This is a genomic window from Streptomyces zagrosensis, from assembly GCF_014203645.1.
Classification (GTDB): Bacteria; Actinomycetota; Actinomycetes; order Streptomycetales; family Streptomycetaceae; genus Streptomyces; species Streptomyces zagrosensis.
Genome location: NZ_JACHJL010000026.1, coordinates 34,247 through 49,814, shown reverse-complemented (window position 1 = coordinate 49,814; position 15,568 = coordinate 34,247). Strand labels below are relative to the sequence as shown.

The following is a 15,568-nucleotide window of genomic DNA, read 5'->3' as shown; positions in this document are numbered from 1 at the left end:
GCCATGCCCGAGTCGATCCGGTGGACCGTCCTGCCCGACGGGCTCACGCCCGACGCCAAGCTGCGGCTGACCGTGCTGGTCAGCCCCCGACTGACCGGAGGAACCCAACTCGCCTCCTTCGGCAACTTCATCGACTGGCCCGCGACGCTGGCCCGGTACGCAGCCGCCCTCCAGGTGGAGTTCCGGGCACCGGGCGCCGCCGGCGTCGCCGTGTCCACCGCCCCGCAGCCGGACCGCTACCCGCCGGCCGACAGCGCGATCTGGCAGGAGTTGTTCCGTACCGACACCAAGGTCAACGCGCCCACCACGGCGGCCATCGTGGCCAGTGCGGAGCCGCTCACGCTGCGGTCGTTCCCCAGCAAGGCGGTCCACACCCAGGTCACCGGGTTGTACGAGACGGCCGTGACGGCGACCGCCGCGCGCAGGGCGTTCCCCGACCCGGGCGGCGAGGAAGCGCGCGCCGGCGGCCCGCCGAACCAGTCCGCTCCCCTCGCCGACGCCCCGCGAGGGCCAGCCGGGGCCGAGCCTGTCGAGAGCCCCAACGGCTTCGAGCCGCCGCAACCCCTGCCGAGTTGGGACCACCCATACCCGCATGATCTGACGGCGCCCCTCACCGAGCCCATCAGGGCACTCGCACGCTCCGTAGGAGCCTCGTACCGCCGCCTCGATGGCCTCATCGGTCGCCCCGCGGGCGGCGGGGGACCGGCCGCCACCGGCGGTGCGGCGGGCACACCAGCCGCCGACAACCCCTACCGGCCCCGCTACATCGACCGCTCGCACCCGGACTACGAGCCCTTCCACGCAGAACTCGGTTTCGCCGAGGCGTACCGGTTCTACGACCGCCGCTCCGGGCCCCCCACGCCGGGCGCAACCGCAGACCCACCACCACCCCCACCGGAGAAGCCCGACCTCGACTTCCACTCGGCCTGCGCCCTGCTCGCCGACTACCCGGAACTGCTGCGGCGCTTCGGCCTCGCCATCGACCTCCTGGTCACCCCGCCGGCCGGGCTCGCCGACCAGTGGCAGGCCCGGGTGTCCTTCGTCCCGCCCCACGACGGGCTCAACGCCGGCGAGGGGCTGCGGCCGTGGACGAGTCTGCGGTACGCCGCGGGGCAGCGGTTCGAGGCGTACGCGCAGGACAGCGGGCCGTACGGGCGCCGGATGCTGGGCCTTGGGGACAGCCGGGTGCACGTTACCGACCTCGATGTGGATGGCGCGGCGATGAAGTTCGTCGAGTTCTCCCGGATCTTCGACCAACTGGTGACGATCCCCACCGACCCGGCGAGCGCAACCGCCCCGGACAGCACGGCGCTGCCCGCCCTGCACGGCGCCGGGATCACCGTGCTCATCGAGGGCCGGGACGCGGCGCTCGCCGACCAGTTGGAGGCCGACGCCCGGCACACGGCCGGTGTCGGCGCGGATGGCGCCGCGGTCCCCGCCGCCATCTTGGACGCCGCGCACCTGGTCCGCGGCTACCGTGTGGACGTCGGTGTGGTGGACGACGCGACGGGCCAGGTCACCCGTTGGCAGTCGCTGTGCGCGCGCACCGGCAGCTATACGATCAGGCGGCAGGGCAGGCCCCCGCTCCCGATCCAGGCCGGGCCAGATGAGGGCCACGTCAAGGCCAGCACGGTGACCCAAGACCAGCTCGACGCCCGCCAACACTACGTACACCAGGCGCTGTTCGGCTGGCACGGCTGGAGTCTGGCCGCGCCCCCGCCTGGCCGCACCATCGGCGAGGACAATCAGCCGCACATTCCCGCACCCGAGATCTCGCCGGAATTCCCGCTGGACACCACGTTCAGGCCGCAGCGCGGCAGCCTCCCGGCGCTGCGCTACCAGCACACCTACCGGCTGCGTGCCCGGCTCGTCGATCTGGCGGGCAACGGCCTTGGCCCTGACACCGGCACCGTCGAAGGAACCTCGACGGGCCCGCTCACCTACGGTCGCTGGGAGCCGGTGCCACCGCCCGCGATCGTGCCCCGCTGGCCCTTCCTGGAGGGCGAGTCGGAGCCCCGGTTGGTGATCCGCAGCACCGTGTCCGACGAGGGAACGCCGATGCGCCCGGACGAGTGGGCCATGCGTCGCAACCGCGAGGTTCCCGACCATGAGCCCGATTCGCCGGTGGACGGGCTCAACCGGCAGTACCGGTCCTTCGACGAGCGGCACCTCAGCCCGCCCAAGACCTCGCTCCAGATGGCCGAGCAACACGGCGTATACGACGCGGTCTTCGGGCCGGACAAGCCGGCAGCACTGCGGCGGCAGTTCTTCGCCGCCGCGTCCCGCGAGGCGGGCAGCTACCTCGACACCAAGGTCAGCCTCCCGGAGAACCCGGACCGGGTGATCGACCTCAAGGCCACCCGGCAGATCCATGTCGCCAAGCACAACGCGCGCGACACCGAGCCGCTCACCGAGCTGCCGGTGCTGCGCGGCGACGGCCTGTCCCCCGGCGAGTACGTCGTCCACGACGGCCGCCAACTGATGCTGCCTTATCTGCCCGACGTCATGGCGCGCGGCCTCTCGCTACGCGGGTTGCCCGGCGCCAAGCCCAACGAGATCTACTCGTTCCCCGGCCCGTGGCCGCAGGCCAGGCCGCTGCGGTTGAAGATCGAGGAGGGCAGCGGCCCACCGGTTTGGCGCGGGCTGCTCGACCGCGAGCTGACCGTGTTCTTGCCCAAGGCCGAGTTCGCCACGGTCCGGATGAGCTGCCACATCCACCGTGACGATCTGGAGACCTTCCACAACTGGCGGCTGCTCACCGGCTCCTGGCTGTGGAATGACCCGACGAGCGGCCTGCCGCCGGCCAAGAAGGAAGAGATCACGGCCGCGTCTGCCGACGGCGAAAACTGGATGATCACCCCCTGGGTCGCACTCACCCTGGTGCACGCCGTGGAAAAGCCGCTGGAGCGCCCGGTCCTTGGCGAGTTGACGTTCCACCGCCGTGCCGAAGCAACCTTCGCCGACCTGAGCGGCAGTGTGCGCTTCCACGCCAAGAGCACGGGTCGGATCGATGTGAACGCCACCTGGCAAGAGTGGAGCGACGACGTCACCGAGTCAGCTCCGGAGCGCATCACCGGTCATGCCCACGTCGGTGATGTCACCGTGGAACCCGGGCAAGACAGCCGCTCGCTGTCGGGCGTACGGCACGAGTTCCGCGACACCCGGCACCGCAACGTCACGTACACACCGACCGCGACCACCCGGTTCCGGGAATACTTCCACCCGGCGATCACCGCGCGCACCGAACTGATCACCAGGGGCGGGCTGGACAGCACGAGCCCATCGGGCCAGGGCTGGTCGGTGCCCAGCACCCGCAGGCCGGAGCCACCGGAGCTGAGCCATATCGTGCCCACCTTCCAATGGGAGCGCACGGTCGATCACCGGCAGCACCGGGTGACCCGCACTCGCAGGCGCGCCGGGGTGCGCGTGTACGTCAAGCGACCCTGGTTCTCCTCGGGGGACGATGAACTGCTGGCGGTCGTGCTCGACCCGGGCGCCACCACCGGACCCGAGCTGCCGGACCAACTCGTCACCCGGTACGGCACCGACCCGGTGTGGTCCGATACCACCGCTTCGCCCTCGCTCACGGCAGCCAACTTCCCGAACGCGGAGGTCGCCGCAACCGGCCGAGTGCTGGCCGAACTGGTGGGAGGCCAGCCGGCGACGGTGGACATCGCGGCCTTCGTGCCCGAGTTCGATGAGCGGGTGGGGCTGTGGTATTGCGACATTGACGTGGCTTTGGGCGATACGGCGGACGGCACCGCCTACTTTCCCTACCTCCGGTTGGCCGTCGCCCGCTATCAGCCGCACTCCGTCGAGCCGCTGCACCTGTCCAAGGTGACGACGGCCGAGTTCACCCAACTGGTGCCCGACCGCACGGTGTCCGCCGCGATGGCCACCGGCGGCACGATCCAGCTTGAGCTGAGCGGCCCCGTCGCAGCCAACTCAGTCGGCGAGCGGGTCGGCGCAGGACTGCCCGGCATGGCGGCCAGCCGGCGGGTGCTGGCCACGTTCCAGCGTCGTGAAGTCGCCGGCTCTGACCTGAGCTGGGCCGATATGGGGTCCGCCGTGACCATCGACTGCGCTGTACGCGGTGGCGGCTTCGCCTGGTCGGGCCTGCTGACGCCGCCTGCGCCGCAACTCCTGCCGCCCTCGGTCTACCGGCTGCGGATCGAGGAGTACGAGACGTATCTGACTGACCGGACGACGGCCACCGGCACGATCACGGTGAACGGCACGGCGTTTCCGGTGGGCCGCCGGCTGATCCACGCCGACCACTTCGGGCTGGCTGTCTCACTGCTGGGGAAGATCGTTCTTGATGAGTGACCTGGAGGCTGCCGGGTCGGCGCTGGTTGGCAGCTGTGCGTTCCGGCCTGGCGTCCTGCGCCCGGCGGTGTGCAAGACCCTGACCGCGGGTGATCAGGGCAGCCAAGGGGGCCGGGCTGGCTCAGCTGGCTCAGGTGGCCAGGGCAGCCAGAGCGGCCAGGTCCGTGCTGGGTGAACGGCTTGCGGCCAGGCCCGTGGTGGACGGGGCAGGCCCGGCGGGAGGCGTGCCGGGCCTGCCCCAGCGGGAGGCGTGCTAGGCGGCGGCTCCGAAAGGGCCCGGCCCAGCCGCTGCTGCCGTCGAGGGTGGACGGGAGCGAACTGCAAGATCAGCCGAACCGCACGCCCTGCGCCACGGTGAACGTGGGAACACCGTCCCAGGTGCCGCCGCGCGCCGCCACCGTGGCGATCGCTCCGGAGGGGCGACAGTCGGCGAACCGGTTGACGGTGGCCACGGTGTCCGTACGGTTACTGGCGTTGGCGGCACCACCACTGATCGCCCGACAGCCGTTGGGCGGATCGGAGATGGTGTCCGGCCTGTTGTTGTCTGCTCTCAGGTACTCGAACTCTCCCGTAGCCGCCTGGGCGCTGAGGGACATGGAGCCCAACAGCAGTGACGCCATCGCCGAAACCAGCGCGGACCGACCCATGCGTCTCGGGATCTTCGGCGTCTTCGCCATGGGGGTATCTCCTCGTCTCGTCGGTGTCCGTCCCCTCGCGAGGCGCCAGCCGGCGGCAACAGGTGCTGCGAGATAGCCCACAAGGGATGTGAAGCTCGATGCCCTCTCAAAATGGCATCAATCCGTACTCACTCCAATGGACCACTGCATAGGTGCGCGAGCGGCTGCCGCGACACGCGTGAGTGAACGGGCTCGTTCCCCGCAGGCGAGTGAACCGGGTCCACTCCCCAAGCCAGCGTGCGCCAGGCACCAGCCCATCGCCACCCGGGCCCCGCGCGAAGGGCGAAGGCGGCTCCGTGTCTCTCGGCGACTTTCACAAGTACGCACTCTTATGTGAAAGGCGGTTCGGTAAACGGTCATCGCGCGGCCTACGGGAGTTTGCGCGGGAGTCGCAGGTCCGCGCACTCATCGGCATCCAGCGGGGATCGCGTGAAGGGGAGACGCTCCCGCGCAGGCGCGCATCACTGTGGAAAACGGCTCCCCGGTGCGCCCTTGTGTCATGTACGCGGAATACGCCAAGGTTCAGCAACGGCAGTCCGCCACCCCCGCGCCGACCGCACACCATGCGGTCGGACTCCCCACCGGACCCGGCGGTCTCCGTGTGATGTCACAGCACCCACCGGTGAGGGCCCCTGCTCTCCACCCTCGCCATGACGCGGCAGCACGGCTCAGGGACGAATCCCCTCGTGGCCCCACAGATCCGCCACTCCGTCCCGGAGCCAGCACAACAAATGCGCACGCATACCCCCGCACCCCCCATGCGCGTGTACCGCAGCGCGCCCCGATGAGGAGGACCCCTCACCATGGCAACACCCACCCGCAGGACCCGACTGGCCACGGCGATCACCGCGGTGGCCGCCGTTACCGCGCTCGGAGCGATCACCGCGCTCCCCGCCGAGGCCCATGAGGCCAAGGCGGCCGAGGGCCGGATCGTTGACGCGGACAAGGCCGGTGCCATCAAGGGCAGTTACATCGTCACCCTGAACCAGGCCACCGGACTCAAGTCCGCCTCCGTTGAGGGCAAGAGACTGATAGCCGAGTACGGCGGCACGGTGAAGTTCACCTACACCGCGGCGCTCAACGGCTACTCCGCTCAGCTCAGCGAGCGCGAGGCCAAGAAGCTTGCTGCTGACCCGGCCGTTGACCAGGTCATCCAGGACTCCACGGTCCACGCCACCGGCACCCAGAACAACCCGCCGTCATGGGGCCTGGACCGCGTTGACCAGGCGAACCTTCCGCTGGACCAGAAGTACAACTACCCGGACAGCGCGGGCAGCGGTGCCACGGTCTACGTCATCGACACCGGCGTACGCATCAGCCACCAGGACTTCGGTGGCCGCGCCGTGAACGGTTTCGACGCGGTGGACAACGACAACGTCGCCCAGGACGGTCACGGTCACGGCACCCACGTCGCCTCGACCACCGCCGGCACCTCCTACGGCGTCGCGAAGAAGGCCAAGATCGTCGCGGTCCGCGTGCTCAACAACCAGGGCTCGGGCACCAACGCGCAGGTCGTGGCGGGCATCGACTGGGTCACCAAGAACCACAGCGGCCCCTCGGCGGCCAACATGTCCCTCGGCGGCGGCGCCAACACCGCCACGGACACCGCGGTGCGCAACTCCATCCGCGCGGGCGTCACGTACGCCGTCGCGGCCGGAAACGACAACCGCGACGCCCGCAACACCTCGCCGGCCCGAGTTGGCGAGGCCATCACGGTCGGCTCGACCACCAGGACCGACGCCCGGTCGAGCTTCTCCAACTACGGTTCTGTCCTGGACCTGTTCGCTCCGGGATCGGACATCACCGGCGCCTGGCGGACCAGCGACACCGCCACCAACACCATCTCCGGTACCTCGATGGCCACCCCGCACGTAGCGGGCGCGGCTACCGTCTACCTCGCCGGCCACCCCGACGCCACCCCGGCACAGGTGGCCGCCGCGCTCGTGAACGGTGCCACCTCTGGCAAGGTCACCGGCCCGGGCAGCGGCTCGCCCAACAAGCTGCTGCGCATCGTCCCGTAATTCCGTTAGCCACTAGGCACATCGGCACTTCTTCCCCCACACAGCACGTCGAGCACCACACGGCGCACCGCGCCCGCGGGTCACGCCCGCGGGCGCGGTGCGCCGTCGCGTACGCGGTGCACACCGCGGGCGGCAGCTCAGCGCTCAGCCAGCTCAGCGCTCAGCCAGCTCACGCTCGGCTACCCGACTGGCACAGCTAGCTCAGTTACTCGGCCAGCGCAGTGCCGCAGCGACCGCAGTAGCGGGCGTCGGTCTCGGGGGCCAGGCGTCCGCACGCGGGGCAGACGCGGTGCAGCAGACAGGCCGCCTCACCACCCTCCCGCTCGGCGGCGACGGGGGCCGGTAGTGCTGCGGGCGCGGGGGAGCCGATGGTGAGGCCGGGGCGCCGGCGGTGCACGGTGAGGTAGGTGAGACCGGTGGGGCCGGCGGACACGGCCCGCCGGGCGCCGTGCGGCAGCCACACCACGGCACCAGGCCGCAACGACTGGCCGCGCTCGCCGTCTAGCACACCGCTTCCGTCGTCCCGCTGCCCCGCGCCATCGCCCGCCAGCACGCCGCCGCCCAGGCCCGGCTCGTTGCCCGGCGACTCCGGTTGGCCGCTCTCGCCCTTCGTGCCCTCGCGCTCGTTCGCCGGCAGGCCGACCTCGCTCGCAAGGTGTCCGCTCCCGTCGATGACGTACAACAGCACGTCCAGGCGCGCTTCGAGGTGCGCGGCGACATGCGCTCGCGGCGGCAGGTGAATGACGTTGGCATCCAATTGTCGCTGGTCAGCGGAGAGCCGCCAGAGTGCTCCGCGGTGCTGTTCTGGCATGCCACGGATCAGCTCGCCGACCCGGGTCAGCACACGGGGCTCAGAAACCGGTCCCACGGCAGTCCTTTCTGTTCTTGCTCCGCGCCGCGCCGTACCGCACGGAGCACGCTCCGAAGCAGTGCTCAGCATGAGTCCGGATCGTACGAAGAAAGCGGATGCTACCCCCGTCCTGGCGCCCGCCGAGTCGCACCACGGCACCCACCGAGCGCCGGCCATCGCTGCGGCTGGCGCGAGCGCCCCGACCGCTGCCGCCCGACCCCGGCATCGAGATCGCCAGGGTCGGGCGCGTGCCGGTGAGTTTCGGGGACCGGGTGGCGCAGCGCGCGAGGGCCTGTACGGGTGGTGGGTCGCTGGCCAGCCGCCGGGTTCCGCGGCCCGGCGGCCAGGAGTGCCGCATGATCACAGCGCGGTGATCGCGGTCGGCGGTGACTGGCGACGAAAGATCGGGGCATTCGTCCAGCGGCGACGACAGCCGCCGGACGGTGCGCCAAAAGGGCGGAGGCTGACGATGGTGGACGAGGACCGGATCGCCGCGCCGTGGGGTGCCCGTACGCCGTATGCGCCGGGTGAGCCGTGGCCGGTGCGCGTGGACGGCCAACTCCAAGACGGCATCGGCCCGGACGACGTTGAACGGTGGGTGCCAACCGCCTCGCTTCTCCACTCCAATGGCGACGCCATGGACATCGCCGTACGCGACGGGCGGATGGTCGGTGTGCGAGGGCGTGCTGGCGATCGCGTCAACCACGGGCGCCTGGGCCCCAAGGACCTGTTCGGCTGGCAGGCGGGCGCCTCGCCCGACCGGCTCACCCGGCCGCTGATCCGGGAGGGCGGTCGGTTGGTGGAGTGCGATGGGGAGACGGCCATGGGGCGGGTCGTCGCCCGGTCCAAGGAGTTGCTGGACCAGCGTGGCCCCGGCTCGATCGGCTTCTACACCACCGGCCAACTCTTCTTGGAGGAGTACTACACCCTCGCTGTGATCGCTCATGCCGGGATCGGCACCAACCATCTGGACGGAAACACCCGGCTGTGCACCGCCACCGCGGCCGAGTCGCTCAAGCAGACATTCGGCTCGGACGGCCAGCCCGGCTCCTATACGGACATCGACCACGCCGACACGATCGCGTTGTTCGGCCACAACATGGCCGAGACGCAGGCGGTGTCGTGGATGCGCATTTTGGACCGGCTGGCAGGGGCGAGTCCGCCGCGCCTGGTGTGCGTGGACCCGCGGGCCACCCCCGTGGCCCAGCGGGCGACCGTACATCTGGCGCCGCGGGGAGGCACGAACGTGGCCCTGCTCAACGCCCTGCTCCACGAGATCATCCGCACCGATCGGGTGGACCATGCCTACGTGCGTGAGCACGCCGTCGGTTACGAGGAACTGACGAAGTGCGTCGCGCCGTGCACCCCGGCCTGGGCCGCGGAGATCTGCGACGTCCCGGCACGTGCCATCGCCGAGGCCGCCGAGATCCTGGGCGCGTCACAGCGGCTGCTGTCCACGGTGCTCCAGGGCGTCTACCAGTCCCACCAGGCGACGGCTGCCGCGGTCCAGATCAACAACCTGCACCTGTTGCGCGGCATGCTGGGCAGGCCCGGCGCGGGCGTGCTCCAGATGAACGGTCAGCCCACCGCCCAAAACACCCGCGAGTGCGGCGCCAACGGCGACCTGCCGGGCTTTCGCAACTGGCAAAACGAAGCCCACATCGCCGACCTGGCCAGGGTATGGAACGTCGAACCACTCTCCATCCCGCACTACGGACCGCCCACCCACGCCCTACAGATGTTCCGCTACGCGGAACAGGGGTCGATCGGCATGCTGTGGATCAGCGGCACCAATCCGGCCGTCTCGCTGCCCGAACTGGCCCGTATCCGCGCCATCTTGAGCGGCGAGGGACTGTTCACGGTCGTGCAAGACCTGTTCTTGACCGAGACGGCGCAGCTCGCCGACGTCGTGTTGCCCGCCGCCACGTGGGGCGAGAAGACCGGCACGTTCACCAACGCCGACCGCACGGTCCATCTGTCGGGTAAGGCTGTCGAGCCGCCCGGCCAGGCCAGGCCCGACCTCGAAATCTTCCTCGACTACGCGCGCCGCATGGATTTCCGCGACAAGGACGGCGCCCCGCTCGTGTCCTGGCACGACGCCGAGTCCGCCTTCGAGGCGTGGAAGCGGTGCAGCGCCGGACGGCCCTGCGACTACACCGGGCTGAGCTACGCCAAGCTGCGTGGCGCCGATGGCATCCAGTGGCCATGCACCGAGCAGGCTCCCGGCGGTACCGAGCGCCTGTACGCCGAAGGCTTCACCTGGGCCCACTCGGAGGCCGCCGAAAGCTACGGCAAGGACCTGGTCACCGGCGCGGCCTTCGAGGAGGCCGACTACCGGGTCCGCAACCCGGACGGCAAGGCCATGCTGCGGGCCGCTGAGTACGTCCCCCCGCACGAGGAGCCGACACCGCAATTTCCGCTGCGGCTGACGACGGGGCGTACTCTCTACCATTTCCACACCCGCACCAAGACCGGCCGCGTACCGCAACTCAACGCCGCAGCCCCCGAGGTGTGGGTCGAACTCTCCGCCGCCGATGCCGCTCGCGATGGCCTCGGCGAGGGCGACCTGGTCGAGGTGGCCACGCCTCGGGGACGGGTGCACGCTCGATTGCGGATCAGTGGCATCCGCGAGGGCGTGGCGTTCTTGCCCTTCCACTACGGCTACTGGGACACCCCGCTTGGCCACCGGCCTCCCGATGGCGCGGGGCGGGCCGCCAACGAGACCACCATCACCGACTGGGACCCGGTGTCCAAACAGCCGCTGTACAAGACGAGCGCCGCCCGCGTCACCCTCATCGCCCGCAGCGAAGGCCAACCGTCCCCGGCCCCGACCGCCACGGCATCCGCGCCCGTCCGCGCCCACCGCACGCACGGGGGCCAGCGATGAACGGCGTCACCCTGACCCTACGCACGCTGTACCACGGTGAAAGCGCACTGGCCAGGGAACTGGTCGCCGCGGCCGATCGCCACCGCGCCGAGCACGAGGTGCACCACGTCGCCACCGACCTCGCCGGCTGGTCCCGTGAACACGTCGGGCTTTTGGCGCGGACCGGCCTCGACTACGGCCTTGACCTGGCCACCGACGCGCAGCCCAGCGCGCCGGGGCTGCCGTTCGCCGACCCGCAGCGGGCCACCGGCGACCGCACCGTACGCGATGTGGCCGCCGAGGTCATCGGGCCGCACCCCGAATCCGGGCCGCTGCTCCTGCTCGACCTCCGCGCGCTGTACCTCACTGCATCCGGCAACTTCCTGTCCTGGGAGATGCTGGCGCAGGTGGCGCAGGCCCGTAAGGACGGCCGTCTGCTGGGGCTGGCCACCGCTTGCCACCCGCGTACTCTCCGGCAGCTTCGCTGGGTCAATACCCAGCTCAAGACGCTGTCCCCACAGATCTTGAGCAGTCTGTGACCACGCAGATCTTGATCAGCCTGTGACGATTTCGGGCGCGGCACTTGGGTAGTTGACGCAAAGCGGCGCCGGTGCGCCTGCGGCGGCTCATCGGTCTGGGCCCGGCTGGTTCTTGCTGCCGCGGCTGGCCCAACCGGCCATGCCGCGGTGCGGCGACCCGTCAGCCGCGGTCGGTACGCAGCACCCGCAGCACCTCGTCGTCGGTGAGCTGAGCGAAGTCCTCGTACCAGGAGCCGACCGCGTGGAATGAGGGTGGCTGCTCCAGGCAGACGATGTCGTCCGCCTCGTCGCGCAACGACCGCACCGCATCGGGAGCACACACCGGCGCGGCGAGCACAAGCTGGTCCGGACCCTGGCGCCGGGCGAACCGCAGCGCGGCGCGTGCGGTCGAGCCGGTGGCGAGGCCGTCGTCCACGACGATCGCGGTGCGGCCGGCGAGCTCGGCCTCGGGCCTGCCTTGGCGGTAGAGCGCGGTACGCCGTTGCAGTTCCTGCCGCTCACGGGCGAGAATCGGTGCCAGATCGTCCTCGGTCAGCCCGAACTGCACCAGCGCAGCCTGGTCATACAGCGGCGGGTCATCGCCCGCTACCGCGCCGAGGCCCACCTCCTCGGCAAACGGCGCGCCGATCTTGCGGACGACGATGACATCCAGCGGCGCGTCAAGCGACCGGGCCACCTCGTCCCCGATCGGCACCCCGCCCCGGGGAAGCGCAAGCACCAGCGGATCGGGACACCGACCGCCCTTGCGATAGGGCAGCAGGTGCTCCGCCAACGCGCGTCCCGCCGCTCGGCGGTCTTGAAAGCGCATCATCGGTCGCACTCCTTTCCACGGCCGCGGTCCAAGGCACCGGGACACCCCCGAAACACCCAGGCCAGGCAGCCACCGGGACATCCGCGGCGCGCTCGATGGCCGCGCGGATCATCCCTACCCCATTCCGCCTTCCCACCGCGCCGGCGTCCGGGTGGTGCACTGGCCGAAGCCGCGAACCGTAGCCAGGCCCGGCCGTGGCAGCAGATCAGCCGGATGGCACCGCGCATGTCGCGGCGCCATCCGGCTGTGGAAGTGGCCTGATCAGTTGCCGCGTAGGCGTTCCAGTTCTCGCCGGTCGCGCTTGGTGGGGCGGCCCGTGCCCCGGTCGCGCACGCCGAGCACCGCGACCTCCTCGCGCGGCGGCGGGGGCGGGCTCTTGTCCACGTAGCACTCCGCGGCGACGGCAGCGCCGACCCGCTTACGGACCACGCGCGAGACAACAACGATGCGCTCACGCCCCGCATGGAACAGCCGCACCTCGTCCCCCGGGCGCACCACAGCGGCGGGTTTCACCCGGTCGCCATTGACCCGGACGTGGCCACCCCGGCAAGCCGTGGCGGCCACGGAGCGGGTTTTCGTCAGCCGCACCGACCAGATCCAGCTATCGATTCGTACGGTCCCCTCGTCTGCCGTCATGCCTGCGACTGTAGCGCCGGGCCTGGGATCACCGAGGTGGGTTTTACGCCAAGGCCACGCGCCACCCGGTGGCTCGGCGCCTGGCCGGCGCGGTTCCTGGCCGTCTCGACCAGGTGGCATGCATGCGATCGGGCGGGCACGGTACCCGCGTCCTATGGGGTGCGTATGGGGTGCGTATGGGGCGTCACAGGTCATAGCTCGCTGGATCTGCTGGGTGGAATCCACCAGGACGGCCCGCCAAGACCACGCACCAGGGGAATGTAGGGATGCAGGGGATGCAGGGGAATGTTGAAGGGCAACTCGCCAAGGAGGTGAGCCGATGAGCGCACGGGCGATACGGCGCGGCCTGCGGCGTTGGCTGTGGCGCTGGCGACGCAATCCGCTACGCCGCCGTACGGACGTGATCGAGGCGTGGACCGTATTGCTCACGGCCGTGATCATGGTGGTGGGAGGGGCGGCGTTGGGGGCAACGACGGCTGTGACCGTGCAGGAACCGCTCATGGAGCAGCACGAGCACCGGCACCAAACGCAGGCCGAACTCGTCAAGGACGTGCCGGCGCGCCCCACCGAACTGGGTGACCCCGGCGTCAACCGGGTGCACGCCACCGTCCGCTGGACGACCCCAGATGGAGCCACCCATACCGGAAAGGCGCGGGTGGAGGAGGGGCGTAAGGCCGGTGCGAGGGTCACCGTGTGGACCGACGCGCGCGGCGAGCTAACCTCGACGCCGCTTAGCCCCGAGCAGGCGACCACTCGGGCGGCGGTCCTTGGCGCGATGGCGGCGACCGGGTTCGGCTGCGTCACGCTGATCGCCCGCCACCTGGTGCAGCGCAGGCTGGAGCGGGATCGCAACGAGCAGTGGGAGTGCGCATGGGCCGAGATCGGTCCGAAGTGGAGCGGTCGGGTCTGAGGCGCGCGAGATGGCGTAGGTCAAGCAAGCCGGGCTAGCTCAGTCATGAAGAGCATGGAGAGCCATGAACGGTCATGAACAGCCATGAACAGTTCTGCCCGTGCGGGTCGTCCACGGCATGCAGACCACCCACAGCGCGCTGGACGAGAGGCAGCGGACAGGACGCGACCACCTGCCCGCCATTCCGTGCGTCTCAGTGCCAGCCCGCCGTTCCGTGCGTCTCAGTGCCAGCCCGCCGTTCGGTGCGCCTCAGCGCTTGCCCGCCGTTCCGTGTGCTTCAGCGCCTGCCCGCCGTGCCGAAGAGTTGTGTCCAGTACGTGCCAGCCAGGCTGCCCGTGGCGTATCCGATGCCGATCTCGTCGAAGCCGGCGGCCAGAATGTTGGCGCGATGGCCCGGGCTGTTCATCCAGCCGCGGACGACGTCAGTGGGGCTGCGCTGGCCGCAGGCGATGTTCTCGCCGATGCCCCGATGGGGGCACCCGGCCGCCGCTGCTCGGTCCCAGGGCTCGCGACCATCGGGCGTGGTGTGGGCGTAGAAGCCGCGGGTGACCATGTCGGCACTGTGCGCTTGCGCGGCCATCGTCAGGCGCGGATCGACGGCCAGCGGGCGCAGTCCGGCCGCGACCCGCTCGGCGTTGGTGAGCGCCACCACCTCCGCCGCCGTGCGCGCCAGGCCCGCCCGCGAGAACGGCTCGGCCCACAGCACTGTCCAGTAGACATCGCCCGACGCCGCTCCGATGGCCTGGCCAACTCCGGCGTGGGCGACCGACGCATCGCGGAACGGAGCGCCGCGCCTGGCATCGGACTGGCAGTAGTCCACGAATTCGGCCGCCGTGCGCGGCCCGGAGACCAGGTGCTCGGCGATGGTGAGGCAGACATAGCCGGTGCTCGATATCCGGTGGAAGACCGAGGTGCCGTTGGGGGCTTCGATGCCCAGGCGCTCCTGCGCGGCCATGGCCGCGGCATGTGCTTGCGCCGCGCTGCTCAGGCGCCCGTCGAGCGTGACGAGGCGGGCGCCGACACGTGACCGCAGGGCGTTGACCCGCGTGAGGACGTCACCGCCCGCGCTCGGTCCGCCGGCCACCGGCGATCCGAGCGCAGGGCGGGCGCCCACCGCCCACGCCCCGGGTGCGGGGCTGCTCGCCGCCGGGGCGAACGGAGCCGAAGGCCGCCGAAAGGAACCGCCGGGCGGCGCCGGCGGGGGAGCGGGGGCCGGCGGTGGTGGGGCCTCGTCCAGCACGTCTACGCCGAAGTCGCGGGCCACGCCGGCCAAGCCATCCGCGTACCCCTGGCCCAACGCCCGCACCTTCCAATGCCCGCCGCGCCGATAGATCTCTGCGAGCAGCAGCACCGTCTCGGGACCCAGGCGCGGTGGGGTGAAGCGGGCGAGGGGTGCGCCGTTGCCCTGTGCGATGCTCAGCGCGGGCACCGGCAGGCCGCCGAGCGGGGCGCCGGGCTCGGCCGGGCTGACGGCCACCGTGACCCGACTGGCGCCCGGGCGAAGCTGCTCAGGCGACAGCGTGACGGTGTCGCCGTGCAGTTGGGCGCCGGGTGCGGACGGCTGGTTGAAGAAGACGAAGTCCGCGTCGCCGCTGACCTTCCCGCTGTCGTCGGTGATCAGAAGCGATACGTCAAAGGGTCCGCGGACCCGGACCGTCAGCGCCCCCGCGGGCAGGACCTGATTGCCACCGGAAACCAATTCGTTCATTGCGCACCCCCGCTACGGCCGTCGCCGTTCATGGGGGCAACGTGCGCGCCGCGTGGCGGGTTCCAGCGGCTGCGAACGGGTGGACCCCATCACCCGAGCGTGTGCCGGGCGCGCGTCTATGGACCGGGCCCGGCTCGTACGGGGTTGGCTGCTGGGGCACGTACGGCCAGACCACGGTCACCTGCGCCGGCACGGTCGGACGCGTTCGCCCGCGGCATGCCGTG

10 protein-coding genes are annotated in these 15,568 nt (G+C 70.9%); 5 read left to right on the top strand and 5 right to left on the bottom strand.

All coding sequences use genetic code 11. From position 1 onward, the window contains the following. The first annotated feature begins 3 nt into the window (after positions 1–3). Entirely contained in the window at positions 4–4,326 is a 4,323-nt protein-coding gene (locus FHS42_RS32375) for a hypothetical protein (RefSeq protein ID WP_184579183.1), read from the top strand. Positions 4,327–4,652: 326 nt separating this feature from the next. Here the strand turns inward: FHS42_RS32375 and FHS42_RS32370 are convergent, their stop codons facing one another. Continuing rightward, complete coding sequence (locus tag FHS42_RS32370) at positions 4,653–5,003, bottom strand: hypothetical protein (protein ID WP_184579180.1); 351 nt, start codon at positions 5,001–5,003, stop codon at positions 4,653–4,655. An 803-nt stretch (positions 5,004–5,806) separates the two neighbouring features. On the opposite strand from FHS42_RS32370, the gene FHS42_RS32365 reads away from it, so the two are divergent. Further along, positions 5,807–7,024: a S8 family peptidase gene (locus tag FHS42_RS32365; RefSeq protein ID WP_184579177.1), complete on the top strand. Its 1,218-nt coding sequence runs from the start codon at positions 5,807–5,809 to the stop codon at positions 7,022–7,024. Positions 7,025–7,229: 205 nt separating this feature from the next. On the opposite strand, the gene FHS42_RS37810 is transcribed toward FHS42_RS32365, so the two are convergent. After that, positions 7,230–7,892: a zinc ribbon domain-containing protein gene (locus FHS42_RS37810; RefSeq protein WP_312867135.1), complete on the bottom strand. Its 663-nt coding sequence runs from the start codon at positions 7,890–7,892 to the stop codon at positions 7,230–7,232. Between the two features lie 451 nt (positions 7,893–8,343). Between FHS42_RS37810 and FHS42_RS32355 the strand changes: the two genes are divergently transcribed. Beyond that, positions 8,344–10,761 (top strand): molybdopterin oxidoreductase family protein, encoded by a 2,418-nt coding sequence (locus FHS42_RS32355; RefSeq protein ID WP_184579174.1) that lies wholly within the window; start codon positions 8,344–8,346, stop codon positions 10,759–10,761. After that, positions 10,758–11,279, top strand: coding sequence for a hypothetical protein (locus FHS42_RS32350; RefSeq protein ID WP_184579171.1), 522 nt, complete (start codon positions 10,758–10,760; stop codon positions 11,277–11,279). The genes FHS42_RS32355 and FHS42_RS32350 overlap by 4 nt, the downstream gene beginning before the upstream one ends. 160 nt (positions 11,280–11,439) lie before the next feature. Here FHS42_RS32350 and FHS42_RS32345 read toward each other — a convergent pair whose 3' ends face one another. After that, positions 11,440–12,087, bottom strand: a complete 648-nt coding sequence (locus tag FHS42_RS32345; protein ID WP_184579257.1) for a phosphoribosyltransferase — start codon at positions 12,085–12,087, stop codon at positions 11,440–11,442. Positions 12,088–12,351: 264 nt separating this feature from the next. Next, positions 12,352–12,846, bottom strand: a complete 495-nt coding sequence (locus FHS42_RS32340) for an Hsp15 family ribosome-associated heat shock protein (RefSeq protein ID WP_376772770.1) — start codon at positions 12,844–12,846, stop codon at positions 12,352–12,354. A 199-nt stretch (positions 12,847–13,045) separates the two neighbouring features. Here FHS42_RS32340 and FHS42_RS32335 point away from each other — a divergent pair, with 199 nt between their 5' ends. After that, the gene (locus FHS42_RS32335) at positions 13,046–13,636 is read left to right on the top strand and encodes a type IV pilus modification PilV family protein (RefSeq protein ID WP_184579165.1); all 591 of its coding nucleotides are present in this window, start codon (positions 13,046–13,048) and stop codon (positions 13,634–13,636) included. Between the two features lie 277 nt (positions 13,637–13,913). Here FHS42_RS32335 and FHS42_RS32330 read toward each other — a convergent pair whose 3' ends face one another. Beyond that, complete coding sequence (locus FHS42_RS32330) at positions 13,914–15,344, bottom strand: CAP domain-containing protein (protein ID WP_184579162.1); 1,431 nt, start codon at positions 15,342–15,344, stop codon at positions 13,914–13,916. Between the last annotated feature and the right edge of the window lie 224 nt (positions 15,345–15,568).

Excerpts from the sequence above, each read along its gene's own strand:
- FHS42_RS32375 (WP_184579183.1), top strand. The coding sequence starts at position 4 with ATGCCCGAGTCGATCCGGTGGACCGTCCTGCCCGACGGGCTCACGCCC.
- FHS42_RS32370 (WP_184579180.1), bottom strand. The coding sequence starts at position 5,003 with ATGGCGAAGACGCCGAAGATCCCGAGACGCATGGGTCGGTCCGCGCTG.
- FHS42_RS32365 (WP_184579177.1), top strand. The coding sequence starts at position 5,807 with ATGGCAACACCCACCCGCAGGACCCGACTGGCCACGGCGATCACCGCG.
- FHS42_RS32355 (WP_184579174.1), top strand. The coding sequence starts at position 8,344 with ATGGTGGACGAGGACCGGATCGCCGCGCCGTGGGGTGCCCGTACGCCG.
- FHS42_RS32350 (WP_184579171.1), top strand. The coding sequence starts at position 10,758 with ATGAACGGCGTCACCCTGACCCTACGCACGCTGTACCACGGTGAAAGC.
- FHS42_RS32345 (WP_184579257.1), bottom strand. The coding sequence starts at position 12,087 with ATGCGCTTTCAAGACCGCCGAGCGGCGGGACGCGCGTTGGCGGAGCAC.
- FHS42_RS32340 (WP_376772770.1), bottom strand. The coding sequence starts at position 12,846 with ATGCCACCTGGTCGAGACGGCCAGGAACCGCGCCGGCCAGGCGCCGAG.
- FHS42_RS32335 (WP_184579165.1), top strand. The coding sequence starts at position 13,046 with ATGAGCGCACGGGCGATACGGCGCGGCCTGCGGCGTTGGCTGTGGCGC.
- FHS42_RS32330 (WP_184579162.1), bottom strand. The coding sequence starts at position 15,344 with ATGAACGAATTGGTTTCCGGTGGCAATCAGGTCCTGCCCGCGGGGGCG.